Below are 25592 nucleotides of genomic sequence, written 5' to 3'. Positions count from 1 at the left end.
GTTCAGGAGCATTGCGATGAGTACCGACGATAAACGCATCCGCGAATTCGCCTATCAGATCTGGGAATCCGAAGGTAAACCCGAGGGCCAGGACGCCCGCCACTGGGAGATGGCGCGCAAACTGGCCGAAGCCGAGGCATTGGCGCCGAAAAAATCGCCGAAGGCTGCCGGCAGTAAAACCGCAGGCAAGACCACCACCAGCAAAGCTGTCGAGGTCAAGGCAACTGCCGCCAAACCCAAGGCCACGACGGCCAAGGCCAAGCCAGCCAGTGCCGCGAAAGTGATTCCCCCGGGCGAAAAAGCCACCGAGAAAAAGCCCCGCGCGCCGCGCAAGCCGCCTGCGGTCTGACGCTCCCCGAACCATTGATTTGAATAACCGTGTGGCGGGTTCGCTCGCCACCGAGGACTCACTCGTCCTCGAAAAACATCTACCCCCCGATTTTTTGCAGGAGCACCTATGACCCGTCCAAAGAAAGCCGAGCCCGCCGCGCACGCCGAACCCTCGCGCATCCGTGAAGGCCTGCCCTTCCCGCTCGGCGCGACCTGGGATGGTCTGGGGGTGAACTTCGCGCTGTTTTCCGCCAACGCCACCCGCGTTGAACTGTGCATTTTCGACGATGCCGGCGAAGTCGAACTCGAGCGCATCGAGCTGCCGGAATACACCGACGAGATCTTCCACGGCTACCTGCCCGATGCGCATCCGGGGCTGATCTACGGCTACCGGGTCTACGGCCCGTACGACCCGGCCAACGGCCACCGCTTCAACCACAACAAATTGCTGATCGACCCGTACGCCAAACAACTGGTGGGCGAGTTGAAATGGTCCGAGGCGCTGTTCGGTTACACAATCGGCCACCCGGACGCCGATCTCAGCTTCGACGAGCGCGACAGCGCGCCTTTCGTTCCCAAGTGCAAGGTCATCGACCCGGCGCACACCTGGGGCCACGACCACCGCGTCAGCGTGCCGTGGGACAAGACGATCATTTACGAGACCCACGTGCGCGGCATCAGCATGCGCCACCCTTCAGTGCCCGAGAACGTGCGCGGTACGTTTGCCGGGCTGATGGTCGACGACGTGCTCGAACACATCCGCAAGCTGGGTGTGTCGACCGTCGAGCTGTTGCCGATCCATGCCTTCGTCAACGATCAGCACCTGCTGCACAAGGGCATGACCAATTACTGGGGTTACAACAGCATCGCGTTCTTCGCTCCGGACCCGCGCTACCTGGCCAGCGGCAAGATCGCCGAGTTCAAGGAGATGGTCGCGCACCTGCACGATGCCAATCTCGAAGTGATTCTCGACGTGGTCTACAACCACACCGCCGAGGGCAACGAACAAGGCCCGACCCTGTCGATGCGCGGGATCGACAACGCCTCGTACTACCGCTTGATGCCGGACGACAAGCGCTTCTACATCAACGATTCCGGCACCGGCAACACCCTCGACCTGAGCCATCCGTGCGTGCTGCAAATGGTCACTGACTCGCTGCGCTACTGGGCCAGCGAAATGCACGTCGACGGCTTCCGCTTCGACCTGGCGACCATCCTCGGCCGCTATCACGACGGATTCGATGAACGCCACAGTTTCCTCGTGGCCTGCCGCCAGGACCCGGTGCTGCGTCAGGTGAAAATGATCGCCGAGCCTTGGGACTGCGGCCCCGGCGGTTATCAGGTCGGCAACTTCCCGCCGGGCTGGGTCGAGTGGAACGACAAATTCCGCGACACCGTGCGCGCCTTCTGGAAAGGCGATGACGGCCAGCTCGCCGACTTCGCCAGCCGCATGACCGCGTCCGGCGAGATGTTCAATCAGCGTGGCCGCCGGCCCTATTCGTCGGTGAATTTCGTCACTGCTCACGACGGTTTTACCCTCAACGACCTGGTGTCCTACAACGACAAGCACAACGAGGCCAACGACGAAAACAATCAGGACGGCAGCAACAACAACCTGTCCTGGAACCACGGCGTCGAAGGCCCCACCGACGACCCGGAAATCAACGCGCTGCGCCACCGGCAGATGCGCAACTTCTTCGCCACCCTGCTGTTGTCACAGGGCACGCCGATGATCGTGGCCGGCGACGAATTCGCCCGCACCCAGGACGGCAACAACAATGCCTACTGCCAGGACAGCGAAATCGGCTGGGTCAACTGGGACCTGAGCGAGGACGGCAAGACGCTGCTGAAATTCGTCAAACGCCTGATCAAGTTGCGCCTGGCCTACCCGATCCTGCGACGCGGGCGTTTCCTGGTCGGCGAATACAACGAGGACATCGGCGTCAAGGACGTGACCTGGCTTGCGCCGGACGCCACGGAAATGACCACCGAGCACTGGCATGACGCGCAGAATCGCTGCATGGGCATGTTGCTTGACGGTCGCGCCCAGGAAACCGGGATCCGCCGCAAGGGTGGCGACGCCACGCTGCTACTGGTAGTCAACGCCCATCACGACATCGTCAACTTCACCTTGCCGGAAGTACCCGAGGGCAGTTTCTGGACGTGCATGATCGATACCAACCAGCCATCGATCCGTGGCCAGGAGCGTTTCGAGTTCGGTCACGAGTACTCGGTCACCGGACGCTCGCTGCTGCTGTTTGAACTGCAACGTGAAGAAGAGGACTGACATGGACTTGTCCGCCTATCTCTCACGGCACGCCAGGGACTACCGCGACACGGCTGCTCTTGGTCTGTGTCTGCGGCAAATGGTCGAAGCCGGCCTCGACCGTCTGCCACTGCCCGGCAGCGGTCGTACGCTGGAGCGCTGGCAACGGCTGTCCGAGGTCGGCGGGCATGATCTGGGGCTGTGCAAACTCTACGAAGGCCATACCGATGCCTTGGCGATCATCGAGCAACTCGGTGGCTCGCCGACGCCCGGCAGTACGTGGGGCATGTGGGCGGCCGAACCACCGCAGGCGCGGGTTCGGGTCAGCCGTTCGGGGCAACTGGTGCGGTTGAACGGGCGCAAGGCCTGGTGTTCCGGGGCGGCGGTGCTCAGTCACGCCCTGCTCACGGCATGGGATGAGGACGATCGTCAGCAACTGGTGGCCGTGGCCCTCGATCAACCGGGCGTCAGCGTGACCGATCAAGGCTGGCAAGCGGTCGGCATGGCGGCCACCGGCAGCGTCGAGGTGCTGTTCGATGAAGTCGAGGCCCAGGCGATTGGTGAACCCGGCGACTACCTGCAACGGCCGGGTTTCTGGCACGGCGGAATCGGAATCGCCGCGTGCTGGTACGGCGCCGCGAGGGAGATTGGCGAACGCTTGCGCCTGCACTGTGCGCGGCGTGAAGAACCCCACGCGCTGGCCAGTCTCGGCGCCGTCGACAGTGCCTTGCACGCCGCCGCCCAAGTGCTGCGTGTCAGTGCCCTGGACATCGACAGCAATCCCCACACCAACGCCGAATTGCTGGCTCGCCGCGTACGGGCCGTGGTCGAGGACGCCGCTGAACAGGTGATCCGCGAGACCGGTCGGGCACTTGGGGCCGGGCCGTTCTGCAAGGATCCGCACTTCGCCCGGCTGGTGGCCGATTTGCCGGTGTATCTGCGTCAGAGCCACGCTGAACGCGATCTGGCAGCACTGGGCCGATTGATTGCGCAGCACGCACGCGAGGGTTGGGCCCTATGAAGCGCAATCCGATCGTCGGCGAAGGAACCTCCCTCCACGAATGGCAGGGCTCACGCCATCTGGCAGCGGTGGACAGCATCGACATTCTCGATTTGGTACCACCGGGATCGCGAGCGGTGGTGATTGCGCCGCACCCCGACGATGAAGTGCTCGGTTGCGGCGGACTGTTGCAAGCGCTCGCAGCGGCGGGACGCACCCTGCAATTGATCTCGGTCACCGATGGCAGCGCCAGTCATCCAGGTTCGGAGCGCTGGCCGGTGGAACGTCTGAGCGTCGTGCGCCCGCAGGAATCCGCTGAAGCCCTGCGCCGCCTCGGCCTTCCCATGCACCAGTTGCAGTGGCTGCGCGGCGGCTTCCCCGACACTCAGGTCGCCGCGCGCGAGTCGATGCTGTGCCAATACCTGACCCGCTACCTGCAACCCGAAGACGTGGTTTTCACTACTTGGCGCGAGGACGGTCACAGCGACCACGAGGCCGTGGGCCGCGCCAGCGTCGAAGCGGCGCGGCGCGTGGGCGCGATTTGCCACGAACTGCCGGTCTGGACCTGGCACTGGGCAACCCCGGAAGACGCCATCGTGCCCTGGGAACGGGCGCGCAAAATCCTGCTCAGTCCGGAGCAGGTAGCACGCAAACGCCATGCGGTGCACGCCTTCGCCAGCCAGCTGGAAGGCGATCCCGAAGCGGGCCTGGCCCCGGTGCTCAAACCCTATGTCATCGATCGACTGCTGCAACCGTTCGAGGTGGTCTTTCTATGAGTGTCGAGGATCGCTACTTCGAAGGCCTGTTCGCCGGCAATAACGACCCCTGGGGATTTCGCCAGCGCTGGTACGAGCAGCGCAAACGCCTCGTGACCCTGGCGGCCCTGCCCCGCCCGCATTACCGGGCCATCTTCGAACCGGGCTGTGCCAACGGTGAACTGAGTGCGGCGCTGGCCGAACGCTGCGATCGGCTGTTGTGCTGCGACACCAGCGCCGCCGCAGCCAATCTGGCGCGTACCCGGCTGAGCCTGTTCGACCACGCCGAGGTGCGGCAAGGTCGCTTGCCGGGCGACTGGCCTGAGGAAAAATTCGACCTGATCGTCTTCAGCGAAATCGGCTACTACCTCGACCGGCAAGATCTGACGGAGGTCATCCGTCGCATCAGCGATTCATTGACCGCGGACGGACAATTGCTCGCCTGTCACTGGCGGCCGCCCATCGAAGGCTGCCCGCTCAATGCCCGACAGGTTCACGACCTGATTCACGAACAGTTGCACCTGCCGCGATTGGTGCTGCATCAGGAAGCGGATTTCCTGCTGGAAGTCTGGAGCCGCGAACCCCGTTCGGTGGCCGCGCTGGAGGGGTTGCGATGATTGGCATCCTGATTCCTGCGCACAACGAAGAAGAATGGCTAGATGACTGCTTGCACGCTGCCTTGCGGGCTGGCGGACATCCCATGTTGGCGGGTGAGCCGGTGGAAATCCTGGTGGTGCTGGACAGCTGCACCGATCGTTCGGCGCACATCGTCAGCCAATACCCGGTGCAAGCCTTGAGCATCGAAGCGCGCAATGTCGGCCAGGCTCGCGCGATTGGCGCACAACAACTGCTTGAGCGCGGTGCGCGCTGGATTTCCTGCTCGGACGCCGACAGCCGCGTCGCCGAGGACTGGCTGGTGGCGCAACTGGGGCTGGGCACCGATGCGGTGTGCGGCACGGTGACGGTCGAACAGTGGCATGACACGTTCGATGAAGCGGCGCAGATTCGCTATCACCGTGATTACCGGGCTTGCGAAGGCCACCGGCATATCCATGGCGCCAACCTGGGCGTCAGCGCACAAGCCTACGTCCGCGCCGGCGGCTTCGAGCCGTTGTCCTGCGATGAGGACGTGCAGCTGGTGCGCCAACTCGAGCGTTCAGGGGCCAGCATCGCCTGGAGTCATCGTCCACAAGTCATCACCAGCGCTCGTCTGGACAGTCGCGCACGCGGCGGTTTTGGCGACTATCTGCGACAGTTGGCACAGACTGAATAAAAAAAAGCGGATCAGGTTGATCTGTGACGCGACGAACCGCCCGTCTTGAGCAATACTCTGCTGCGCAGCAATCCAGGGTTCGGAGCGCTGTCGGGCTATCCACCAGCCTTCACGGGTCGCACACACCTGGTATCACCAGCGTCTGGGCGACTGAGGGCGAGACACAACAAGGACGTATCACTCATGAAACCGTTATCCCTCAGCGAGAGCGGCCTGCCGGCGCAGATCTGGAACAGTGCCGCGCAGCTCGACAACATTCCCGTCATCAATACCCACACGTTGGTGCCACCGGGAGCCCGCGCCGTGGTCATCGCCCCGCACCCCGGCGATGAAGTGGTGACCTGCGGCGGCCTGCTGCAACTGCTTTCCAGCCTCGGCCATCCCTTGCAACTGCTGTCGATCACCGATGGCAGCGCCAGTCATCCGGGCTCGCGCCAGTGGTCGGAGAAACGCCTGAGCGTGTTTCGCCCGCAGGAGAGTGTCGAAGCCCTGCGCCGTCTGGGATTGCCAATGCACAGCCTGAAATGGGTGCGCGGCGGTTTCACCGACAATGCCCTGCACGATCAGGAATCCCAACTCACCGATTTCATCGCCCGCTACCTGCGCCCCGGCGACGTGGTCTTCAGCACCTGGTGCCAGGACGGCACCGCCGATCATGAAGTGGTCGGCCGGGCCAGCGCCAAAGCGGCACGACAAGTCGGCGCCACCTACCACGATGTGCCGGTCTGGGCCTGGCACTGGCCGGAACGGGATCAGACGCAGATCCCATGGCATCGCGCGCGCAAGCTGCGCCTCGACACCTGGACCGTCGCGCGCAAGAGCCACGCCACCCACGCCTACGCCAGCCAGCTTAATGGCGAACCGGCGATCGGTATCGCGCCGCTGCTGCCCAAGTCGATTCTGGAACGCATGCGCCTGCCCTACGAGATCATCTTCCTCGATTGACGATCCGTCGGCCGAGGGCAGCCACTCAAAGTGAACTGCCCGCGCCCGGATCAGTCGCATGAACAGGCAGTCATGATTCAGAGGAGTGAACGTGTCCAGCGATCCCAAGCGTCACGTCGTCGACGCGCCAGTCATTCACCGCCTGCGGGTATTGACGGTCAATACGCACAAGGGTTTCACCGCGCTCAATCGACGTTTCATCCTTCCGGAACTGCGTGAAGCGGTGCGCAGCACCTCGGCGGATCTGGTGTTTCTGCAGGAAGTGGTGGGCGAACACGAGCGCCATTCCAGTCGCTACCACGAATGGCCGCAAACCTCGCAGTACGAATTCCTCGCCGACAGCATGTGGAGTGATTTTGCCTACGGTCGCAATGCGGTGTATCCCGACGGCCATCACGGCAATGCGCTGTTGTCGAAATACCCGATCCGCGAGTACCGCAACCTCGATGTTTCGATCACAGGTCCCGAACGGCGCGGGCTGTTGCACTGCGTACTGGATGTACCGGGGCATGCCGAAGTACATGCCATCTGCGTACACTTGAGCCTGCTCGAAAGCCATCGGCAATTGCAGTTGCAGCTGCTCTGCCAGTTGCTCGAATCCCTGCCCGACAATGCTCCGGTGATCATCGCCGGCGACTTCAATGACTGGCAGTTGCAGGGCAACGTCGCCCTTGCCCGCCGCGACTACCTGCACGAAGCCTTCGAACGCCATCACGGCCGCCCGGCCAAGACCTACCCCGCGCGGTTCCCGTTGCTGCGACTCGACCGGGTTTATCTGCGCAATGCCAGCAGTCATAACCCGCAGATCCTCGGCAACAAGCCGTGGACGCATCTCTCGGATCATTTGCCGCTGGCGGTTGAAGTGCATTTGTAGCGCGATACTGACAGCTGACCTTACATACGCAACGATGCGAAATTGGTCGCCAGGCCCGGTTTCGCAGACCGACTGTCGGTTGCAAAAAGTCTCTGCCTCGCGGCTTCCACAGCGATTGGCTCTACAAACAAGAACTTAGATAAATGCGCAAAAACAGAAACTTGCATAACCCGTTTTGACCCGACCGCTCATCGTCCAATTTCTTGACGCATGGGCTCGGGTCTTCTTAGCTCTACCTTACTACCCCCGGAAATACTACTCGGGGCGAGCCTCAGGTCTCCCGCCAAAACGGGTGGCGACGGGCTCGCCACGCTCCATTCGGTCGCCCCTCGTTCGGGGTAGGAGAGACGCCAAGGCGAGATACCACATGCGCTAGCAAGGTAGACCTCCATGAAAACCTCACTCACCTCAGAAGAGATCAAAACAACGTTTTGCACTGTTTCAAGTTCTATCTTGCTGTGCTCGTCCATGGAGGCACAGGCGGGTCCTGTGGCGGACGAGGCGACGCCTTGGTATCGCCAGGACATTCCCGTCATGACCCTCCCCGCCACGGTCGTGACCCCGGGGCCGCAACGTTTGAGCCCACAGCCGGATCTGCGCGGGACAAACCTGATTACCGAAGACCTCGCGCCCTCGGCCTGGGAACAACTTTACGGTCCGACGTCCCGTCAGGCGCAAACCGACGTCCTCAGCCCGGGCTTCGCCACACCCGGCACCGGCGACTTCAAGGGCCCCGCCGTGCTGACCCTGAAAAGCAGCAGCGGCCACACCCAGCAGGTCGGCCTGATCGGCGGGGTCAATCAGATCAAGGGCAATGGCAATGGCCTGATCACCAGCCGCGCTCTCGCCGATCCGACCACCGACACCCTCAACCTGCAAGGTCAGAGCCTGGGCGCCTACTACAGCTTGATTGGCCCACAGGGCTGGCACGTTGACTTGTCGGCCAGTGGCGGTCGGGTCAGCGGTTTCAGTCGCAACGAGCAAGGCGCGCGCCTGGCCACCGAAGGCAGCGCGATGACGCTGTCGGTGGAAGGTGGCTTCCCGATCGGTCTGGGTGAAAACTGGGTGGTTGAACCGCAAGCGCAATTGATCAACCAGCGCATCACTCTGGATACGCCGTACGCAGGCTCGGGCAACGCCTCTTCCAGTGACATTACATCGTGGAGCGGCCGGGTCGGTGCGCGCTTGAAAGGCAGCTACGATCTGAACGGGTTGCCCGTTGAGCCTTACGTGCGCACGAACCTGTGGCATACGGTTTACACCGGCGACACGGTGACGCTGGATCAGGTGGACAAGATCAGCAGCAGCCGCAAGTCCTCGACGGTGGAAGTCGGACTGGGACTGGTGGCCAGAATGACGCCGACAGTGAGCCTGTACGTCAGCGCCGATTACAGCAGCGATGTGGACGACAACGACCTGAACGGGTTGATTGGCAGCCTGGGGGTCCGGATGCGGTGGTGAAGGCGCTATCGCTTGCAGGCTAGCTCCCACGTTAGATTGTCAGCGTCGACTGATTTTCTGTGGCAGCCAGCCTGCTGGCGAAAGCAGCGACTCGGTTATGGATCAGACTTCGGGTTTGAGGATCAACACCGCCAGCGGCGGCAGGTTCAGCTCCAGCGACAACGCCTGGCCATGGCTGGCCACCTCTTCGGTGAACGCCCCGCCCCCGTTGCCATAATTGGAACCGGCATACGTGTCGGCGTCACTGTTGAGCAACTCCTTCCAGCGCCCGGCAAACGGCACGCCCACGCGGTAAGACTGACGCGGCACCGGGGTGAAGTTGGCCACCACCAGCACTGGCGTGCCGTCCTTGCTCCAGCGCAGCCACGCATAGACGCTGTTGATCGCATCGTCGCCGATCAACCACTGAAACCCTTGCGGCGCATCGTCCTGCTCATGCAGCGCCGGCTCTTCGCGGTACAACCGATTGAGGTCGCTGACCAGTTTCTGCACGCCTTTGTGTTCCGAATATTGCAGCAGATACCAGTCCAGCTGCTGATCATGATTCCACTCGCGCCACTGGCCGAACTCGCAACCCATGAACAACAGCTTCTTGCCCGGATGGGTCCACATGAAACTCAGGTAAGCCCGCAGGTTGGCAAATTTCTGCCAGCGATCGCCAGGCATCTTGTCGATCAGCGAATGCTTGCCGTGCACCACTTCGTCGTGGGAAATCGGCAGGATGAAGCGCTCGGACCAGGCGTAGACCAGGCCGAAACTCAACTCGTTGTGGTGATGGGCGCGGTACACCGGATCCTGCTGAATGTAGTGCAGCGAGTCGTGCATCCAGCCCATGTTCCATTTGTAGGCGAAACCGAGACCGCCCTGTTGGGTGCTCTGGCTGACGCCCGGCCACGCCGTGGACTCCTCGGCAATCACCAGTGCGCCCGGTGCTTCCAGTGCCACCACGTCGTTCAAGTGCCGCAGGAAATCGATGGCTTCCAGGTTCTCGCGACCGCCATGACGGTTCGGCACCCACTCGCCGGCCTTGCGCGAATAATCACGATAGAGCATCGACGCCACCGCATCGACCCGCAGCCCGTCGATATGGAAATGCTTGAGCCAGTGCAACGCCGACGCCAGCATGTAGCCGTGCACTTCGGTGCGGCCCAGGTTGTAGATCAGCGTGTCCCAATCCTGGTGGAAGCCTTCCAGTGGATTACCGTATTCGTAGAGCGCGGTGCCGTCGAATTGCGCAAGGCCATGGGTATCGGTCGGGAAATGCGCCGGCACCCAGTCGAGAATCACACCGATGCCGGCCTGGTGACAGGCATTGACGAACTCGCCGAACTGCTCGGGTGTGCCGTATCGCGCACTCGGAGCGAACTGCGACAGCAACTGATAGCCCCATGAACCGCCGAACGGGTGCTCCATGATCGGCATCAGTTCGATGTGGGTGAAACCCAGTTCCTTCACGTAGGGAATCAGCCGCTCGGCGAGCTCCGGCCAGGTGTACTGGCGCGCCACTTCGCCCAGATCGTCGAGTTCGCATTGCCAGGATCCGGCGTGCAATTCATAGATCGACAACGGCGCGTTGTGTTGCTGGCGTTCGCGACGGCCGCTCATCCAGTCCTGATCCTGCCAGTCGATCTGCAACGGCGAGGCGACTTTCGAGGCCGTGTCCGGCGGCAGGCTGGTGGCCAGCGCCATCGGGTCGGCTTTGAGCGGGAGGATGCCGTGGGCGCCGAGGATTTCGTATTTGTACAGCTCGCCCGCCTGCAAGCGTGGAATGAACAGCTCCCAGACCCCGGATGGATGCCGCAAGCGCATCGGATGCCGCCGCCCGTCCCAGACGTTGAAATCGCCGACCACCGACACCCGCCGGGCATTCGGTGCCCACACGGCAAAGCGCACACCGTCGACGCCATCGACGGTTTTCAGCTGCGCGCCAAGGCAACTGCTGAGATCGCGATGGTTGCCTTCGGCGAACAGATACAAATCCATTTCACCGAGCAACTGACCAAAGCTGTAAGGATCTTCCGCGACCTGTTCACCACCGGCCCAGCGGGTGCGCAACAGGTACGGCCGTGAGCCTTCGAAATGCCCGACAAACAGCCCCGGCCTTTCGGTGGCCTCCAGCGGACCGAGCTCTTCGCCACTGTTTTTATCGACGACAGAAACACTCAATGCGCCGGGCAGATACGCCCGGATAAATTGCCCGCCGGCACCATCGCCGTGGGGGCCAAGAATGGAAAACGGGTCGTGGTGTTCTGCGCGCACTAAAGCATCAATGTCTTTTGCAGTGGGCAGCAATCTTTCTTTAGCGTGACCCTGTTCCCTGTTCGAGAAACTCATGACTACTCTCCACCAAGATCGGAAAAGGGTTTGAGCCCCGTCAATAACCCATACAGACCGTGCAGCGGCACGGGCAGCCAGGTGGGGCGATTTTCGGCTTCATAGGCCACTTCGTAGGCCGCTTTCTCCAGACCGAACAACGCCAGTGCGGCGTCGGCACCTTCAGGATCTTGCCAGGCATGATCAAGACTAGCTGCCGCTTGGCGATATGCCTGGAGAAATGCTTCCCGGGCTTCACGCAGGTAACGCTCCGTGACCCGCCGACGCGCGGCTTCGGCCTCGGGGCTGTTGTCGACGTTGTGTACATTCAGCGCCATCGCGGCGGCATAGTCGAAGGAGCGCAGCACTCCGCTGACGTCCTTGTACGGACTGTGCTTGCCACGGCGCTCGGCCAGTGGCCGCGCCGGTTCGCCCTCGAAGTCGATCAGGTAGGCATCGCCCTTGATTACCAGCACCTGTCCCAAATGCAGGTCGCCGTGCACACGAATCCGTAGACCGCCGGCGGATTGCTTGGCCAGTTCCTGCACGTGGGCAAGGATGGCTTTCTTGTGGTCGAGTAGCCGACCGACCAGCTTCTGATCCGCCGCATCGAGCTCGCCCTGATGCTGTTTGAGCAGCTTCAGGGCATGCTCGACCTGCGCCGCGACATCCTTACCCGTCGCCTGCGCATCCTTGGCCGAACTGACTTGCGGCGCGAAGTCCTGGTTGTCGCTCGGCGCTGCCAGCACCTGATGCATTTCCCCCAGACGCTGGCCGAGCATCCCGGCGAAATCCTTCAGTTCACCCAAGGCGTTGTAGTGCTGCGCCTGCTCGGACACGGCGTCGGCCAGCTCGTCGCGCAGCGCCCGTTCGAGGTTGTTCTGCGTCCATTCCCAGGCGTCGCCCTGATTGCTCAGATAGCCCTGCGCAATCATCAGCAAGTTGTCCTCGCCCTTCCCGTCGCGGCGAATCACCGAGCCCAGCAGCGGAGAGATATTGGCAAATCCAGCAGCGGTCAGGTAAGCGCTCATCTCCAGTTCCGGGTGTACGCCAGAAGCGACTTTGCGGATCAGCTTGAGCACCAGACTGTTGCCGATCACCACCGAACTGTTGGATTGCTCGGCGGACAGATAGCGCACTTCGGACTCTGCGCCCAGGCCAAGTTTTTCCAGTTGCGGCGTTGCCTCGAAACGGATCTCGCCCTCAATGGATTCGAGCACCGTGCCGCCCTGCATGCCTTGCAGCACAGCGCGAATAAACGCTTCAAGACTGAAGGCATCGGTAATCAACCCGACCTGACGCACCCGGCGTACCCGCGCCAAAGCCAGTTGTTGCGGCAACGCCGGCCCGACCTGATCTTCCGAAATAAAGCCGAACGGCAATTGATAACGACTGGTCTGCCCGCCGCTCTGCACTTCGATTTCGCTGAACAGCACCGGATGCTGTGCATCGCCGAAGCGCACGCCGTAGGCCAGTTTCACCTGTTCGATATCAGCATCCTTGCCGGCGAACCAGCGGCGGTTCTGCAGCCAGCTCGGCAGAATCGCCTGCTCGAGGGTGGCCCGGGACGGCGCTTCGAGCAGCTCTTCCATGCGTTTTTTCAGTACCAGCGTGGTGAAGTCCGGCAGGCTCTGCGCCGGTTCGACGTGCCAGCTCGGCATCTGGTTTTCCGCCGCCAGGCCGAACCAGTAAAAACCGTAAGGCGGCAGGGTCAGCAGGAAACTCAACTGGCCGATGGGCGGGAAGGCGTTACCGCCGAGCATCTCCACCGGCACCATGCCAACGTAGGCCGACAGGTCGAGCTCCACTGCCTGAGCACTGCGTGACACGTTGGCCACGCACAGAATGATTTCGTGCTTGCCGTCCGGCCCGGTGTATTCACGGGTGTAGGCCAGCACCCGGCGGTTGGCTGGCGAAAGCATTTTCAGCGTGCCGCGCCCGAATGCCTTGGATTGCTTGCGCACCGCCAGCAGGCGGCGAGTCCAGTTCAGCAGCGAATGCGGGTCACCGGCCTGGGTTTCGACGTTGACCGATTGATAACCGTATTGCGGGTCCATGATCGGCGGCAGTACCAGACTGGCTGGATCGGCGCGGGAGAAACCGCCGTTGCGGTCGATCGACCATTGCATCGGCGTGCGTACACCGTCGCGGTCGCCGAGGTAGATGTTGTCGCCCATGCCGATTTCATCGCCGTAATACAGGGTCGGCGTGCCGGGCATCGACAACAGCAGACTGTTCAGCAGCTCGATGCGGCGGCGGTCACGCTCCATCAACGGCGCCAGACGGCGGCGGATGCCAAGGTTGATCCGCGCACGACGGTCAGCGGCGTAGTAGTTCCACAGGTAGTCGCGCTCCTTGTCGGTCACCATCTCCAGCGTCAGCTCATCGTGGTTGCGCAGGAAAATCGCCCATTGGCAGTTGGCCGGGATTTCCGGGGTCTGACGCAGGATGTCGGTGATCGGGAAGCGATCTTCCTGGGCCAGCGCCATGTACATGCGCGGCATCAACGGGAAGTGGAACGCCATGTGACACTCGTCACCATTCACGCCCTCGGCGTCGGTGTCGCCGAAGTACAGCTGGGTGTCTTCCGGCCATTGATTGGCTTCGGCCAGCAGCATGCGATCGGGGTAGTTGGCGTCGATCTCGGCACGGATCTGCTTGAGGACGTCGTGGGTTTCCGGGAGGTTTTCGTTGTTGGTGCCGTCGCGTTCGATCAGGTACGGAATCGCATCCAGTCGCAGGCCGTCGATGCCCATGTCCAGCCAGTAGCGCATGACCGACAGCACGGCTTTCATGACTTGCGGGTTATCGAAGTTGAGATCCGGCTGGTGCGAATAGAAGCGGTGCCAGAAGTACTGACCGGCCACCGGATCCCAGGTCCAGTTGGACTTTTCGGTGTCGAGAAAAATGATCCGGGTGCCGTCGTATTTCTGGTCGTCATCCGACCACACATAGAAGTCCCGCGCGGCCGAACCGGGCTTGGCCTTGCGCGCGCGCTGAAACCACGGGTGCTGATCGGACGTGTGGTTGATGACCAGCTCGGTGATAACCCTCAACCCGCGTTTATGCGCCTCGGCAATGAAACGCTTGGCGTCGGCCATCGTTCCGTAATCGCTGTGCACGCCTCGGTACTCGGCGATGTCGTAACCGTCGTCGCGGCGTGGCGAGGGGTAGAACGGCAACAGCCAGATGGTGTTGACGCCAAGATCGGCTATGTAATCGAGTTTGGCGATCAGGCCGGGAAAGTCGCCGATTCCGTCGTTATTCGAATCGAAAAAGGATTTGACGTGAACTTGATAGATGACCGCGTCCTTGTACCAGAGCGGGTCCTTGATGAAGGTGGCTGCCTTGGGTTTCTTCGCCATGTGAAACTCCTGTTGAATTCTATAGACACGGTGAGCCGATCACTTGGCTCGCAAACGATGAGCAACCTGTGGGATCTGTGTTCAGGCGGTGATCCGCCAGATTCCGAACGGCTGGTAAGCCGGGTCGATCCGCATGAACTGGTACTTGCCGTGCCAGTCCCAGCGATGGCCGTTCATCAGGTCTTCGCCGTGGGTCGTGGCATCGTCCGGCAGGCCCATTTCCCACAGCGGCAGCTCGAAATTCGCTTCCTGAACGTTATGCGGATCGAGGCTGACGGCCACCAGAATGAAGTTGCTGCCGTCTGCGCTGCGCTTGCCGAAATACAGAATGTTGTCGTTCCAGGCGTTGTAGATCTTCAGGCCAAGATGACTGTGCAGCGCCGGGTTCTGGCGGCGAATGCGGTTGAGCTGGGCGATCTCGGCAATGATGTTGCCGGGCTGGTTGAAGTCGCGGACGCGGATCTCGTACTTCTCCGAATCAAGATATTCCTCCTTGCCCGGCACCGGCGCCGATTCACACAGCTCGAATCCCGAATACATGCCCCACAGGCCCGAGCCCATGGTCGCCAGCGCGGCGCGGATGAGAAATCCGGGACGTCCCGATTCATGCAGGAACGCCGGGTTGATGTCCGGGGTGTTGACGAAGAAATTCGGCCGGTAGCATTCGCGCCACGGTGATTCATTGAGTTCGCTGAAGTAGGTCGCCAGTTCGGCCTTGGTGTTGCGCCAGGTGAAATAGGTGTAGCTCTGGGTGTAACCGACCTTGCCCAGCCGCGCCATCATCGCCGGCGTAGTGAAAGCTTCAGCGAGGAAGATCACTTCCGGGTACAACGTACGGACATCGGCGATCAACCATTGCCAGAACGGCAGCGGCTTGGTGTGCGGGTTGTCGACGCGAAAGATCTTCACGCCCTCCTGCACCCAGCCGACCACGATGTCGCGCAACTCGACCCACAGGCTCGGAATCGCTTCCGGCGCGTAGAAGTCGACGTTGACGATGTCCTGGTATTTCTTCGGCGGGTTCTCCGCGTATTTGATCGTGCCGTCCGGCCGCCAGTTGAACCAGCCCGGATGCTGCTTGAGCCACGGGTGATCCTGGGAACACTGGATGGCGAAGTCGAGGGCGATTTCCAGCCCATGGTCAGCGGCTGCGGCCACCAGCCGGCGGAAGTCCTCACGGGTGCCGAGTTGCGAGTGAATCGCTTCGTGCCCACCCTCCTCGCTGCCGATCGCATACGGGCTGCCGGGATCGTCCGGGCCGGCGGTCAGGGAATTGTTGCGACCCTTGCGATGGCTGCGACCAATCGGGTGGATCGGCGTGAAGTACAACACGTCGAAGCCCATGTCCTGAATCATCGGCAGGCGCGCGTGCACGTCATTGAAGGTGCCGTGGCGGGCGGGATCGTCGGTGATCGAGCGGGGAAACAATTCATACCAACTGGCGAATTCCGCCAGTTCGCGCTCGACATCCACCGGGAATTCCGCACTGATGCTCAGGTAGGCGCGGTGATCGGCCTCGGCCATCAGTTGCGCACTGCGCGAGTGCAGGAACAACGCGACCTGCTCGGTTTCGAGCAGGCCGGACAATTCGTGGTGCAAGGCTGCCAGTTGTTCGCTCAGCTGACCTTCGCTGCGCTCGGCAGCTTGCTGCACCATGTTGCGTCCTTCTTGCAGCTCGAGGCTGACCGGGACGGCGGCGGTGTGCTTTTTCTCCAGTTCGTACTGAAAACTGGCGAACTGGTCGATCCACGCCTCGATCAGGAACAGGTAGCGGCCCATGCGCTGTGGCTGAAACACACCGCGCCAGCCGTTGTTGCCCTGATCGCTCATGACTTCGGTCTGCCAGGTCTCATCGCCCTCTTCGCGCCAGCGGATGCGCACCGCCAGTTTGTCGTGACCGTCAGCGAACACCTTGCTGGTGACCACGATCTCCCGGCCTGCGATTGCCTTGACGGCAAACTGTCCGCCGTCGAGGGTCGGCGCAGTGTTTTCTATGACGATGCGCGGCAGCAGCAGGGCCTGCGACAGCGGTATATGCGGGTTGTAGCTCTGTTCCGAGGGTTTTTCAGCAGTCATTGAGCATCTCTCCTTAACGCCCCAAGGACGCTCGTTTGCCTGTTTGGCGGTCACGGCCGGGCCTGCGCCCGATGATGAACTCTCTCAGGTTCCGAGCGACTGACGCCGGGAAAAGTTCACAGGGATTTGCCCCGCCACAAAATCGGATCGATTTCGCAGTGAAGTGGTCAATCCACTTAAGCACTTCCCACGCCAAGTGCCACACGGAGGTTCACCCGATGACTATCCCGATTCCGGCCGAAACACCCGATCCGAACATCGACAAACCGGTCTTGCCCGAGACCGAACCGCAACCGATCCCTGAACAGGAACCGCCGGGCACCACGCCACCGCCCAAGGAGGAACCGCCGACGACCATGCCGCCGGTAATCGTCTGATCAACGCGGGTCGTTGTGGTCTTTCTCGATGCGGTCTTTCTCAATGTGATCCTTTTCGAAGACTCTGACGATCCGTGGCATGACACTGAAGATCCCCAAAGCGAGCAACGTACTGAGCAGCGCCGTCGCCTCGCGGCCCAGCCCGGCCGCGACGCCAATGGCGGCGGTCATCCACAAACCGGCGGCGGTGGTCAGGCCCTTGACGTGGCCTTCGTCGCCTTCGTGGTTTTTGAGGATGGTGCCGGCACCGAGAAAGCCGATCCCGGCAATCACCCCCTGCACCACCCGGCTCATCGCATCGGCCTGGGAACCGGACAATTGCGGCACCAGCACAAACAGCGCCGCGCCGAGTGCCACCAGCATGTGCGTTCGCACCCCGGCGGCCTTGCCCTTGTGTTCACGCTCAAACCCGAGAATCCCGCCCAATATCGCCGCCATCAGCAGGCGCACGGTGATCCGGGTCAGCTGCGAGGCGTCGCCGATGTCGGCGAATTCCGCTTGCAGGGTTTCCCACACTTCATGCCACCAGGCGTTCATCGTCCAGTCCTTGTAATGAGTTGATAAAGGATGGACAGCGCCGACCATTAATCGGTTGCGTCGAACGATCGGCGCAGCGCAAGCCCTAAAGGTTCAGATCCCCTGTGAAAAAGGACTACCCCATGCCCCTTCGTATCGATGAAAGCAATCCGGACTCGAAAGTCTGTTTTTTCACCGTTGAAAACGGTGAGGAAATCCGGATCTGTGACACGCTGGAAGTCAGAACAGATAGCGAAAAAGCCATGTCGTTCGTCGAAGTGGAAGGACGGCGCATCTACGTCACCGAAGCCGAAGCTGATGCATTGACCGTCGCAGGCGCCCGGGACGGACGCAAACACCTGAAGGCCGACGACAGTGATTCGGTGATTTGACTGACCTCGGTCAACAACCGGCGCAGGCGTCTGGGATAGGCATCTGCGCCTTGGCCTGCGGGCTGCTTCAAGTTGTCGCAGGCGTGGCTGCAAAACTCATCTGATACGCTTTTTATTGAAATACCTGAGTCTGTTATGCAAACAGATCGGCGCTCATAGTTCCCTGGCCTGATGGAGGCTGATGAGCGAACGACCATGAGCGAACGAATCCCCGTCCGAACCGTAGAAGCATCTCCCCAGATAAAAAAAGTACCGGCGCGCCCAATGAAGGCGAAACACGCCACCAGCGACAACCAGATTTTCACCCGCAGCTTCACCGGCCTGTTCCGCACCCTGCGCATGAGTGGCGCGGGTTTTCTGTTCCTGCTGTTTTTCGGCACAGTGTGGCTGAACTGGGGCGGTCGTCAGGCGGTGCTTTGGGACCTTTCCGAAAGCAAATTCCACATCTTTGGCGCGACCTTCTGGCCGCAGGATTTCATTCTGCTGTCGGCGCTACTGATCATCGCCGCGTTCGGCCTGTTCGCGATTACCGTGTTCGCCGGCCGGGTCTGGTGTGGTTACACCTGCCCGCAGAGTTCGTGGACGTGGATCTTCATGTGGTGCGAGAAGATCACCGAGGGCGAGCGCAACCAGCGGATCAAGCTGCAAGCAGCGCCGTGGAGCCTGAACAAACTGGCGCGGCGTGCGGCCAAGCACACGCTGTGGCTGGCGATCAGCGTGCTGACCGGTCTGACCTTCGTCGGTTACTTCACCCCGATCCGGCCGCTGGCCGAAGAACTGCTGACCTTGCAGATCGGCGGCGTCAGCTTGTTCTGGGTGCTGTTTTTCACCGCCGCCACCTACATCAATGCCGGTTGGCTGCGTGAAGCGGTGTGCATGCACATGTGCCCGTATGCGCGGTTCCAGAGCGTGATGTTCGACAAGGACACCCTGGCGATTTCCTACGACGTGGCCCGTGGCGAAAACCGTGGCCCGCGCAAACGCGAGGTGAAACCGGCCGAAGCCGGACTCGGCGATTGCATCGATTGCCAGTTGTGCGTGCAGGTCTGCCCGACCGGCATCGACATCCGCGACGGCCTGCAAATGGAATGCATCGGCTGCGCGGCGTGCATCGACGCCTGCGACTCGATCATGGACAAGATGAATTACCCCCGTGGTTTGATTCGCTATACCTCCGAGCGTGAGTTGCAGGGTGGCAAGACGCATCTGCTGCGCCCGCGTCTGATCGGCTACGTGGCGGTGCTGGTGGTCATGATCGGCGCCCTAGCCTTAGCGCTGGTTGAACGGCCAATGGTGTCGCTGGACGTGACCAAGGACCGTGGCCTGTTCCGCGAGAACGGTCAGGGCCAGATCGAAAACATCTACACCCTCAAGGTCATCAACAAAACCCAGCAGCGCCAGAACTACAACCTGACGTTGGTGGACGGCGACGGCTTCCAGTTGCATGGCAAGACCGAACTGAGCCTGGCGCCGGGTGAGATCGTCGATGTGCCGGTGTCGGTGGCAATGACCACGGAACGCGCGGCCAGCAGCTCGCAGACCTTGAGCTTCAAGATTGCCGACAGTGATGAACCAGAGATTTATAGCGTGGCGAAGAGCCGGTTTGTTGCGCCGATGAATCGGTGAGCCGTTAGAATCTCCCCCCTCACCCCAGCCCTCTCCCCCGAGGGGGCGAGGGGGAAAGGGAGCATATCTCAGTTGCTTGCAAACCCGAGTTCGACTCCGGACTTTCAAGTCGGCGTAACTCGAACAAACAACTCGTTCAGTCCCCTCTCCCTCCGGGAGAGGGCTAGGGTGAGGGGGCTTTTCCCTGACACTCTACACATTCAACCAGCACCAAGGCCCCCGATGAAACGCTACGAAAAATTCGCCGACGACATCGCTGAACTGATCCGCTCCGGCGTCCTCGGCCCCGGTCAACGGGTGCCGTCGGTGCGCTACGCAAGCCAGACCTACGGCGTCAGCCCGTCCACGGTATTCCAGGCCTACTACCTGCTGGAACGTCGCGGCCTGATCCGTGCCCGCCCGCGTTCCGGCTATTTCGTCAACACCCACGCGCCGAGCCCGTTCTCGGAGCCGGTGATCAGCAGTCAGGTCAACGAGTCCACCAAGGTCGACGTCAGCGAGCTGGTGTTCTCGGTACTCGAGTCGATCAAAGATCCGAGCACCGTGCCGTTCGGCTCGGCATTCCCCAGCCCGACCCTGTTCCCCCTGCAACGCCTGTCCCGCTCGCTGGCCAGCGCCGCACGGGAGATGGACCCGCGCATGGTGGTCACCGACATGTCGCCGGGCAACCCGCAACTGCGTCGGCAGATCGCCCTGCGCTACATGGTCGGCGGCCTGATGCTGCCGATGGAAGAACTGCTGATCACCAACGGCGCCCTCGAAGCGCTCAACCTGTGCCTGCAAGCGGTGACCGAACCCGGCGATCTGGTGGCCATCGAAGCCCCGGCGTTTTACGCCAGCCTGCAAGTGCTCGAACGCCTGAAACTCAAAGCCGTGGAAATCCCCGTTCACCCGCGCGACGGCATCGACCTCGGCGTGCTCGCCCAGACACTGGAACGACACCCGATCAAGGCCTGCTGGTGCATGACCAGTTTCCAGAACCCGATGGGCGCGACCATGCCCGAGGCCAAGAAACAGGAACTGGTGGAACTGCTGAAACAGCACCAGGTGCCATTGATCGAAGACGACGTCTACGCCGAACTCTATTACGGCCAGCAGGCGCCGAAACCGGCCAAGGCCTTCGACACCGAAGGTCTGGTGATGCATTGCGGCTCGTTCGCCAAGAGTCTGGCCCCCGGCTATCGCATCGGCTGGGTCGCCGCCGGGCGCTACGCGCAAAAGATCGAACGACTGAAACTGATGACCTCACTCTGTGCCTCGATGCCGGCCCAAGCGGCCATCGCCGACTACCTGCAACACGGTGGCTACGACCGCCACCTGCGCAAATTGCGCTACGCCCTCGAAGAACAGCAAAGCGCGATGCTCGCGGCCATCGCCCGTTACTTCCCGGCGCAGACGCGCGTGAGCCAACCGGCCGGCGGCTACTTCCTGTGGCTGGAACTGCCACCGCAGATGGATTCGTTGAAGTTGTTTCAGATGGCGCTGGCGCAGGGGATCAGCATCGCGCCGGGGCCGATTTTTTCGCCGACCCAGCGCTTCAGAAATTGCATCCGGTTGAACTACGGCAGCCCGTGGACCGAGGATGCGGAAAAGGCCATGGAGACGCTGGGGCGGATTGTGCGATCGTTCTGAACAGCCACTCAACTGAACAGTTCAGCGCTATCTGTATATCCCGGGTCGGGTGTCGGGATCTGTCCTCCTGCAATCAGCACTGCGCCGGATTTGAGCAGAGTAGCGATGTGCGAATGCCGCCCGTCGCTCAAGTCACCGACCGGGACCCACTCATTGGAGGCGGGATTATAGATTTCGGCAGACCACGCATCGCCTATGTCGATAATCCCGGTACTCCCCGCCACAAGCACCTCACCACTCTTCAATCTAGTCGCGGTATGCCGACTGCGAGTAACCTGCAGCGCAGTCGTCGGCTGCCAGGTTTCGTCATTCGGACAATAAAGTACGCCACTGTTCAACGGTAAGCCGAAAGGTTCGTCATCCCCCCCGACCAGCAGAACGCGCCCATCTTCCAGCAGCGTCGCGGTTTGCAGCATTCGAGGCGCCGGCAGTGGTTTGATTTCTCTCCACAGGCGGCGCTGGGGGTCGAAAATACAGGCGCTGCGCAATGCGGCGTTGTCGGTTGCCGAGTAGCCACCAGCAACCAGAAGCTCGCCTGTATCGAGCAATGTCGCGGTGTGATTCATTCGTGCGACAGGCAGACTGGGCATATCAGCCCATTGGCCGGTTGCCGGGGCAAACTTCTCGACACTGTCAAGCACCTCACCGCCACTCGGCTGCAGATTGTTCCCACCTACCACCGACACTTCGCCGGCAATAACGTGGCGGTATGACCAAAGCGCGGAATCTTCAGGTCAGCGGATGCAAACCATCGATTGCTCGGGACGTCGTATAACTCGCTGCTTCGCAGCGTTGTTCCATCGCTGCCACCCGTGACCATGACCAGGCCGGAACGAAGAAGAAGCGCAGTGTGAGACCAACGTGCGCCGTGAAGTGGTGCGGCCGATGACCATTTTTGCTGGTTCGGGTCATAGCGCTCAACGCTTGATGCGTACGCTTGCTGATCAAGGCTCATCCCGCCAGGAAGCAACGCCTCAACACGTACAGACTGAGGGGACACTGCAGTTGCCACGTCCGCGTTAAGGCCACCGACCACCAGCACATCGCCGTTCGCAAGCAAGGTCGCCGTATGAAATGCACGTGGCGCCATCATCGGCGATGTCGGTTTGAAGGTCCCGCTTTTGATTGTTTGCATCACGCTACCCCGCTTCGCCAGAAACGGACAGCGCGATACAGGAATTGAGTCGCCTAAGTCCGCCGCGCCTAATCTAGGCGCGGCGGCAAGCCGCGTAAACTGTCAGAACCAACAGGTTGACAACGATAAAACAGGTGGTTTCACGTGGTCCGGTCTAACGTCCGCCGCCGAGATCGACAAAAGTCCCGGTGGCATACGAGGCCTTGTCCGACAGCAACCAGACAATTGCCTCCGCCACCTCATCCGGCCGTCCGCCTCGGGCCATCGGGATCGCCGACTCCAGCTTGCTGACCCGATCCGGATCGCCGCTCAAGGCGTGGAAATCGGTATAGATGTAGCCCGGACGCACCGCGTTCACCCGAATCCCCTCGCCCGCCACCTCCTTTGACAGACCGATGGTGAACGTATCCAGCGCGCCTTTTGAGGCCGCGTAATCGACGTATTCGTTAGGCGAACCCAGCCGCGCGGCGACCGAAGAAACGTTGACGATGCTGCCGCCCTGCCCGCCGTGTTTGGGCGACATACGCAGGATTGCGTGCTTGGCGCAAAGGATGGGCGCCAGCACGTTGGTTTTCATGATTTTGAGGATGCGGAATTCGGACATTTCGTCGACCCGGGATTTCTGTCCCACGGTGCCGGCGTTGTTGACCAGGGCGGTGACGCGGCCCAGCTCGCTGTCGACCCGGTTGAACAGCGCGATCACTTCATCTTCGATACTGACATCGGCGCGCACGGCGATGGCCGTGGCGCCGCGTTCACGGACCTGGTCGAGCACGTGGTGAGCGGCCTGTTCGTCCGTCTGGTAATTGATGCAGATCCGATAGCCTTGCTCGGCAGCCAACAGCGCGGTGGCGGCGCCAATTCCACGACCACCGCCGGTGATCACAATGACTTTATCCATGCTGGCCTTTCCCCCGATACACACGTAACAGTCGGGGCAAGAATAACCGTCATTGCAGGGTTTTGCATGACCTGCGATTAGCGGCTCAGCTCACCGCCAATGGTTTGCCGCGCGCGACATCCTGCAGAAAGCGATCCGCCGGCATCGGGTGACCGAGCAGATAACCTTGCAGCGAATCGCAGCCCAGTTGCGTGAGGAAGTCCTGTTGCGAGTCGGTCTCCACTCCTTCAGCCACGATGCGCAGACCGAGCGCCTGACCCAGGGCGACGATTGCCGAAACGATCGCCGCATCGTCGCTGTCATGTTCCAGATCACGGACGAAACCGCGATCAATCTTCAGCTCGTTGGCCGGCAGGCGCTTGAGATACATCAGGCTGGAATAGCCCGTGCCAAAATCGTCGATGGACAGATCGACGCCCATGTCGGACAGCTCCTGCAACACCGTCATGCTCGCATCGGCGTCGCTCATGGCGGTGGTTTCGGTGATTTCCAGGGTCAGGCTGTTGGCCGGCAAATGGTGGGTGGCCAGGGCCTTGGCTACGCTGCGCACCAGTCCGGCGTGGCAGAACTGCAACGCTGACAGGTTCACCGCGATCCGCCATTCGGTGTGGCCCAGTACATACCACTCGCGCATCTGCCGGCAGGCTTCGTTGAGCACCCACTCGCCAATCGGAATGATCAGACCGGTTTTCTCTGCCAGATCGATGAACGTGTCCGGCATCAGCATGCCGTGAACCGGATGCTCCCAGCGCAACAACGCTTCGGCACCGACCGGGTGACCGTCAGCAGCGTGGAATTTGGGTTGGTAATGCAGGCAAAACTCACTGTGCTCCAGTGCTGCCCGCAGGTCCTGCAACAGTTGCAATTGCTTGCGCGCGTTACTGTTCATCGAAACGTCGAAGAAGCTGTAACCATTCTTGCCGCCGCCCTTGGCGTGGTACATCGCGGCGTCGGCGTTCATCAACAGTTCCTGGGCGCTCTCCCCGTTGCCGGGGTACAGGGCGATGCCGACGCTGGCAGAAATCTGCAGGTCATGTTCGGCGACCCGGAACGACTGTGCGATCAGCCCGACCTGACGTGCCGCCAGGCCCAGTGCATCGTTGGGTTCGGCCAGGCGCACCAGCAGGACAAACTCGTCGCCGCCGATCCGCGCCAGCGTGTCGAGGCTGCGCAAATCTTCACGCAAGCGCACCGCCACTTCGCGCAGCAACTGGTCCCCCATGTGGTGACCGAAAGCGTCATTGACCGGTTTGAAGCCGTCCAGATCGATAAACATCAGCGCAAAGCAGCCGCCCTGCTCATTGACCTTTTTCATCGCCTGATTGATCCGGTCGTCCAGCAACATCCGGTTCGGCAGGCCGGTCAAGGGGTCGTGCAGGGCCAGTTGGGTGAGTTCGCGGTTGGCCACGGTCAACGAATGGGCCAGATCAGCCGTGCGGGCTTCCAGACGCGCATCGAGAATCGAGGTCAGCAGCGCGATGGCCAGCACCGCCAGCGTGGTGATCAGCACCAGATTGTCGAGGCCGTTGCCGTTCAGGCCACTGAGCGCCGCACCACAGAAACTGCCGTCGGGAAACCGCGCCGCCGCCATCCCGGTGTAGTGCATGCCGACAATCGCCACGCCCATGACAATCGCCGCCCCGGCACGGAACAGCCGCACGTAAGGCGAATGCTGACGCAGACGGAAGGCAATCCACAACGCTGCTGCCGAGGCGCCAACGGCGATCAACAGCGAGGCGCCAAACAGCGTCGGATCGTAGTCGATGCCCGGCTGCATGCGCATCGCGGCCATGCCGGTGTAATGCATGGCGCTGATGCCGGCGCCCATGATCAACGCGCCAAAGGCCAGTTGCCAGGCCGGCAGTTTCGGCTGACTGACCAGCCACAGGGCAAAACCGCAGGACAGCACGGCGATCAGCAATGAGAGCGCGGTGATTGAAATGTCGTAACCGAGGCTGATCGGCAGCTTGAACGCCAGCATGCCAATGAAGTGCATCGACCAGACGCCGATGCCCATGGCAAACGCGCCGCCGGCCGTCCATAAATGCACGGCGCGGCCCTTGGCAGTGGCAATGCGCCCGGTGAGATCGAGCGCGGTGTAGGAAGCGAGGATCGCCACACACAGCGAAATGAAAACCAGCGTGAAGGAATAGCTACCGATGAGCATGAGGATTCTCGTGACCACCCCGCCGTACTGCGTCCGTTCTCAGCGGGGCCAAAGGCGCCGATTGTACTGATTGCGCGGAAGAACGCACTGACAAAGTAATCAAATGGCCATCAAGCCGATGAAACGCTTGTTTGATCGTCTGAAAAGGCTCAATTTCGGTGTCTTGAGCAGATCGCTCCCGGCTCTGT

The 25592-nt window shown here is 61.5% G+C and carries 21 protein-coding genes; 13 read left to right on the top strand and 8 right to left on the bottom strand.

Annotated features, from left to right (window positions below):
* The first annotated feature begins 16 nt into the window (after window positions 1-16).
* The 9 genes from JKA62_RS14135 (at window position 17) to JKA62_RS14095 (ending at window position 8904) form a co-directional block, all read left to right on the top strand.
* On the top strand, window positions 17-349 hold the full coding sequence (locus tag JKA62_RS14135) for a DUF2934 domain-containing protein (RefSeq protein ID WP_011333964.1): 333 nt from the start codon (window positions 17-19) through the stop codon (window positions 347-349).
* A 108-nt stretch (window positions 350-457) separates the two neighbouring features.
* Entirely contained in the window at window positions 458-2617 is a 2160-nt protein-coding gene (glgX, locus tag JKA62_RS14130; protein ID WP_011333963.1) for a glycogen debranching protein GlgX, read from the top strand.
* A gap of 1 nt (window position 2618) precedes the next feature.
* The gene (locus JKA62_RS14125) at window positions 2619-3617 is read left to right on the top strand and encodes an acyl-CoA dehydrogenase family protein (RefSeq protein WP_011333962.1); all 999 of its coding nucleotides are present in this window, start codon (window positions 2619-2621) and stop codon (window positions 3615-3617) included.
* Window positions 3614-4372, top strand: a complete 759-nt coding sequence (locus JKA62_RS14120) for a PIG-L deacetylase family protein (RefSeq protein WP_011333961.1) — start codon at window positions 3614-3616, stop codon at window positions 4370-4372. Before JKA62_RS14125 ends, JKA62_RS14120 begins: the two co-directional genes overlap by 4 nt.
* Window positions 4369-4968, top strand: a complete 600-nt coding sequence (locus JKA62_RS14115) for a class I SAM-dependent methyltransferase (RefSeq protein WP_011333960.1) — start codon at window positions 4369-4371, stop codon at window positions 4966-4968. Before JKA62_RS14120 ends, JKA62_RS14115 begins: the two co-directional genes overlap by 4 nt.
* Window positions 4965-5624 carry a glycosyltransferase gene (locus tag JKA62_RS14110; protein ID WP_011333959.1) on the top strand — a complete coding sequence of 220 codons (660 nt, stop codon included), beginning with the start codon at window positions 4965-4967 and terminating at the stop codon, window positions 5622-5624. The genes JKA62_RS14115 and JKA62_RS14110 overlap by 4 nt, the downstream gene beginning before the upstream one ends.
* 183 nt (window positions 5625-5807) lie before the next feature.
* A complete protein-coding gene (locus tag JKA62_RS14105; protein ID WP_011333958.1) occupies window positions 5808-6569 on the top strand; it encodes a PIG-L deacetylase family protein in 762 nt (253 codons plus the stop codon).
* Window positions 6570-6660: 91 nt separating this feature from the next.
* Entirely contained in the window at window positions 6661-7443 is a 783-nt protein-coding gene (locus JKA62_RS14100) for an endonuclease/exonuclease/phosphatase family protein (protein ID WP_011333957.1), read from the top strand.
* Between the two features lie 390 nt (window positions 7444-7833).
* Window positions 7834-8904: an autotransporter domain-containing protein gene (locus JKA62_RS14095; protein ID WP_011333956.1), complete on the top strand. Its 1071-nt coding sequence runs from the start codon at window positions 7834-7836 to the stop codon at window positions 8902-8904.
* 102 nt (window positions 8905-9006) lie between these two features.
* On the opposite strand, the gene glgB is transcribed toward JKA62_RS14095, so the two are convergent.
* The 3 genes from glgB to JKA62_RS14080 form a co-directional block, all read right to left on the bottom strand.
* On the bottom strand, window positions 9007-11238 hold the full coding sequence (gene glgB / locus JKA62_RS14090; protein ID WP_201818308.1) for a 1,4-alpha-glucan branching protein GlgB: 2232 nt from the start codon (window positions 11236-11238) through the stop codon (window positions 9007-9009).
* Between the two features lie 2 nt (window positions 11239-11240).
* Entirely contained in the window at window positions 11241-14582 is a 3342-nt protein-coding gene (treS, locus tag JKA62_RS14085; RefSeq protein WP_011333954.1) for a maltose alpha-D-glucosyltransferase, read from the bottom strand.
* An 81-nt stretch (window positions 14583-14663) separates the two neighbouring features.
* A complete protein-coding gene (locus JKA62_RS14080; protein WP_201818305.1) occupies window positions 14664-16658 on the bottom strand; it encodes an alpha-1,4-glucan--maltose-1-phosphate maltosyltransferase in 1995 nt (664 codons plus the stop codon).
* A 218-nt stretch (window positions 16659-16876) separates the two neighbouring features.
* Between JKA62_RS14080 and JKA62_RS14075 the strand changes: the two genes are divergently transcribed.
* Entirely contained in the window at window positions 16877-17035 is a 159-nt protein-coding gene (locus JKA62_RS14075; protein WP_007952133.1) for a hypothetical protein, read from the top strand.
* Here the strand turns inward: JKA62_RS14075 and JKA62_RS14070 are convergent, their stop codons facing one another.
* Complete coding sequence (locus JKA62_RS14070; protein ID WP_041475257.1) at window positions 17036-17572, bottom strand: MgtC/SapB family protein; 537 nt, start codon at window positions 17570-17572, stop codon at window positions 17036-17038.
* 122 nt (window positions 17573-17694) lie between these two features.
* On the opposite strand from JKA62_RS14070, the gene JKA62_RS14065 reads away from it, so the two are divergent.
* From JKA62_RS14065 to mapR, 3 genes are all read left to right on the top strand, one after another.
* Entirely contained in the window at window positions 17695-17943 is a 249-nt protein-coding gene (locus JKA62_RS14065) for a DUF3203 family protein (protein WP_011333950.1), read from the top strand.
* Between the two features lie 195 nt (window positions 17944-18138).
* Complete coding sequence (gene ccoG / locus JKA62_RS14060) at window positions 18139-19569, top strand: cytochrome c oxidase accessory protein CcoG (RefSeq protein ID WP_041475256.1); 1431 nt, start codon at window positions 18139-18141, stop codon at window positions 19567-19569.
* A 222-nt stretch (window positions 19570-19791) separates the two neighbouring features.
* Window positions 19792-21201 carry a GntR family transcriptional regulator MpaR gene (gene mapR / locus JKA62_RS14055; RefSeq protein ID WP_039772397.1) on the top strand — a complete coding sequence of 470 codons (1410 nt, stop codon included), beginning with the start codon at window positions 19792-19794 and terminating at the stop codon, window positions 21199-21201.
* A gap of 8 nt (window positions 21202-21209) precedes the next feature.
* Here the strand turns inward: mapR and JKA62_RS14050 are convergent, their stop codons facing one another.
* From JKA62_RS14050 to JKA62_RS14035, 4 genes are all read right to left on the bottom strand, one after another.
* Window positions 21210-21842, bottom strand: a complete 633-nt coding sequence (locus JKA62_RS14050; protein WP_201818304.1) for a Kelch repeat-containing protein — start codon at window positions 21840-21842, stop codon at window positions 21210-21212.
* Window positions 21843-21874: 32 nt separating this feature from the next.
* Complete coding sequence (locus JKA62_RS14045; RefSeq protein ID WP_201818303.1) at window positions 21875-22336, bottom strand: kelch repeat-containing protein; 462 nt, start codon at window positions 22334-22336, stop codon at window positions 21875-21877.
* Window positions 22337-22490: 154 nt separating this feature from the next.
* Complete coding sequence (locus tag JKA62_RS14040) at window positions 22491-23237, bottom strand: SDR family oxidoreductase (protein ID WP_007955033.1); 747 nt, start codon at window positions 23235-23237, stop codon at window positions 22491-22493.
* Window positions 23238-23322: 85 nt separating this feature from the next.
* A complete protein-coding gene (locus tag JKA62_RS14035; RefSeq protein ID WP_201818302.1) occupies window positions 23323-25404 on the bottom strand; it encodes a putative bifunctional diguanylate cyclase/phosphodiesterase in 2082 nt (693 codons plus the stop codon).
* Window positions 25405-25592 lie beyond the last annotated feature (188 nt).

The sequence above is a fragment of the Pseudomonas sp. B7 genome (assembly GCF_016735645.1).
GTDB classification, from domain to species: Bacteria; Pseudomonadota; Gammaproteobacteria; order Pseudomonadales; family Pseudomonadaceae; genus Aquipseudomonas; species Aquipseudomonas glycinae.
The sequence above is the reverse complement of the archived record's forward strand: the minus strand, read 5'-3'. Positions and strand labels throughout refer to the sequence as shown.

Coding starts and splice junctions, on each gene's coding strand:
- JKA62_RS14135 (WP_011333964.1), top strand. CDS start 17: ATGAGTACCGACGATAAACGCATCCGCGAATTCGCCTATCAGATCTGG.
- glgX (WP_011333963.1), top strand. CDS start 458: ATGACCCGTCCAAAGAAAGCCGAGCCCGCCGCGCACGCCGAACCCTCG.
- JKA62_RS14125 (WP_011333962.1), top strand. CDS start 2,619: ATGGACTTGTCCGCCTATCTCTCACGGCACGCCAGGGACTACCGCGAC.
- JKA62_RS14120 (WP_011333961.1), top strand. CDS start 3,614: ATGAAGCGCAATCCGATCGTCGGCGAAGGAACCTCCCTCCACGAATGG.
- JKA62_RS14115 (WP_011333960.1), top strand. CDS start 4,369: ATGAGTGTCGAGGATCGCTACTTCGAAGGCCTGTTCGCCGGCAATAAC.
- JKA62_RS14110 (WP_011333959.1), top strand. CDS start 4,965: ATGATTGGCATCCTGATTCCTGCGCACAACGAAGAAGAATGGCTAGAT.
- JKA62_RS14105 (WP_011333958.1), top strand. CDS start 5,808: ATGAAACCGTTATCCCTCAGCGAGAGCGGCCTGCCGGCGCAGATCTGG.
- JKA62_RS14095 (WP_011333956.1), top strand. CDS start 7,834: ATGAAAACCTCACTCACCTCAGAAGAGATCAAAACAACGTTTTGCACT.
- glgB (WP_201818308.1), bottom strand. CDS start 11,238: ATGAGTTTCTCGAACAGGGAACAGGGTCACGCTAAAGAAAGATTGCTG.
- treS (WP_011333954.1), bottom strand. CDS start 14,582: ATGGCGAAGAAACCCAAGGCAGCCACCTTCATCAAGGACCCGCTCTGG.
- JKA62_RS14080 (WP_201818305.1), bottom strand. CDS start 16,658: ATGACTGCTGAAAAACCCTCGGAACAGAGCTACAACCCGCATATACCG.
- JKA62_RS14075 (WP_007952133.1), top strand. CDS start 16,877: ATGACTATCCCGATTCCGGCCGAAACACCCGATCCGAACATCGACAAA.
- JKA62_RS14070 (WP_041475257.1), bottom strand. CDS start 17,572: ATGAACGCCTGGTGGCATGAAGTGTGGGAAACCCTGCAAGCGGAATTC.
- JKA62_RS14065 (WP_011333950.1), top strand. CDS start 17,695: ATGCCCCTTCGTATCGATGAAAGCAATCCGGACTCGAAAGTCTGTTTT.
- ccoG (WP_041475256.1), top strand. CDS start 18,139: ATGAGCGAACGAATCCCCGTCCGAACCGTAGAAGCATCTCCCCAGATA.
- mapR (WP_039772397.1), top strand. CDS start 19,792: ATGAAACGCTACGAAAAATTCGCCGACGACATCGCTGAACTGATCCGC.
- JKA62_RS14045 (WP_201818303.1), bottom strand. CDS start 22,336: ATGCAAACAATCAAAAGCGGGACCTTCAAACCGACATCGCCGATGATG.
- JKA62_RS14040 (WP_007955033.1), bottom strand. CDS start 23,237: ATGGATAAAGTCATTGTGATCACCGGCGGTGGTCGTGGAATTGGCGCC.
- JKA62_RS14035 (WP_201818302.1), bottom strand. CDS start 25,404: ATGCTCATCGGTAGCTATTCCTTCACGCTGGTTTTCATTTCGCTGTGT.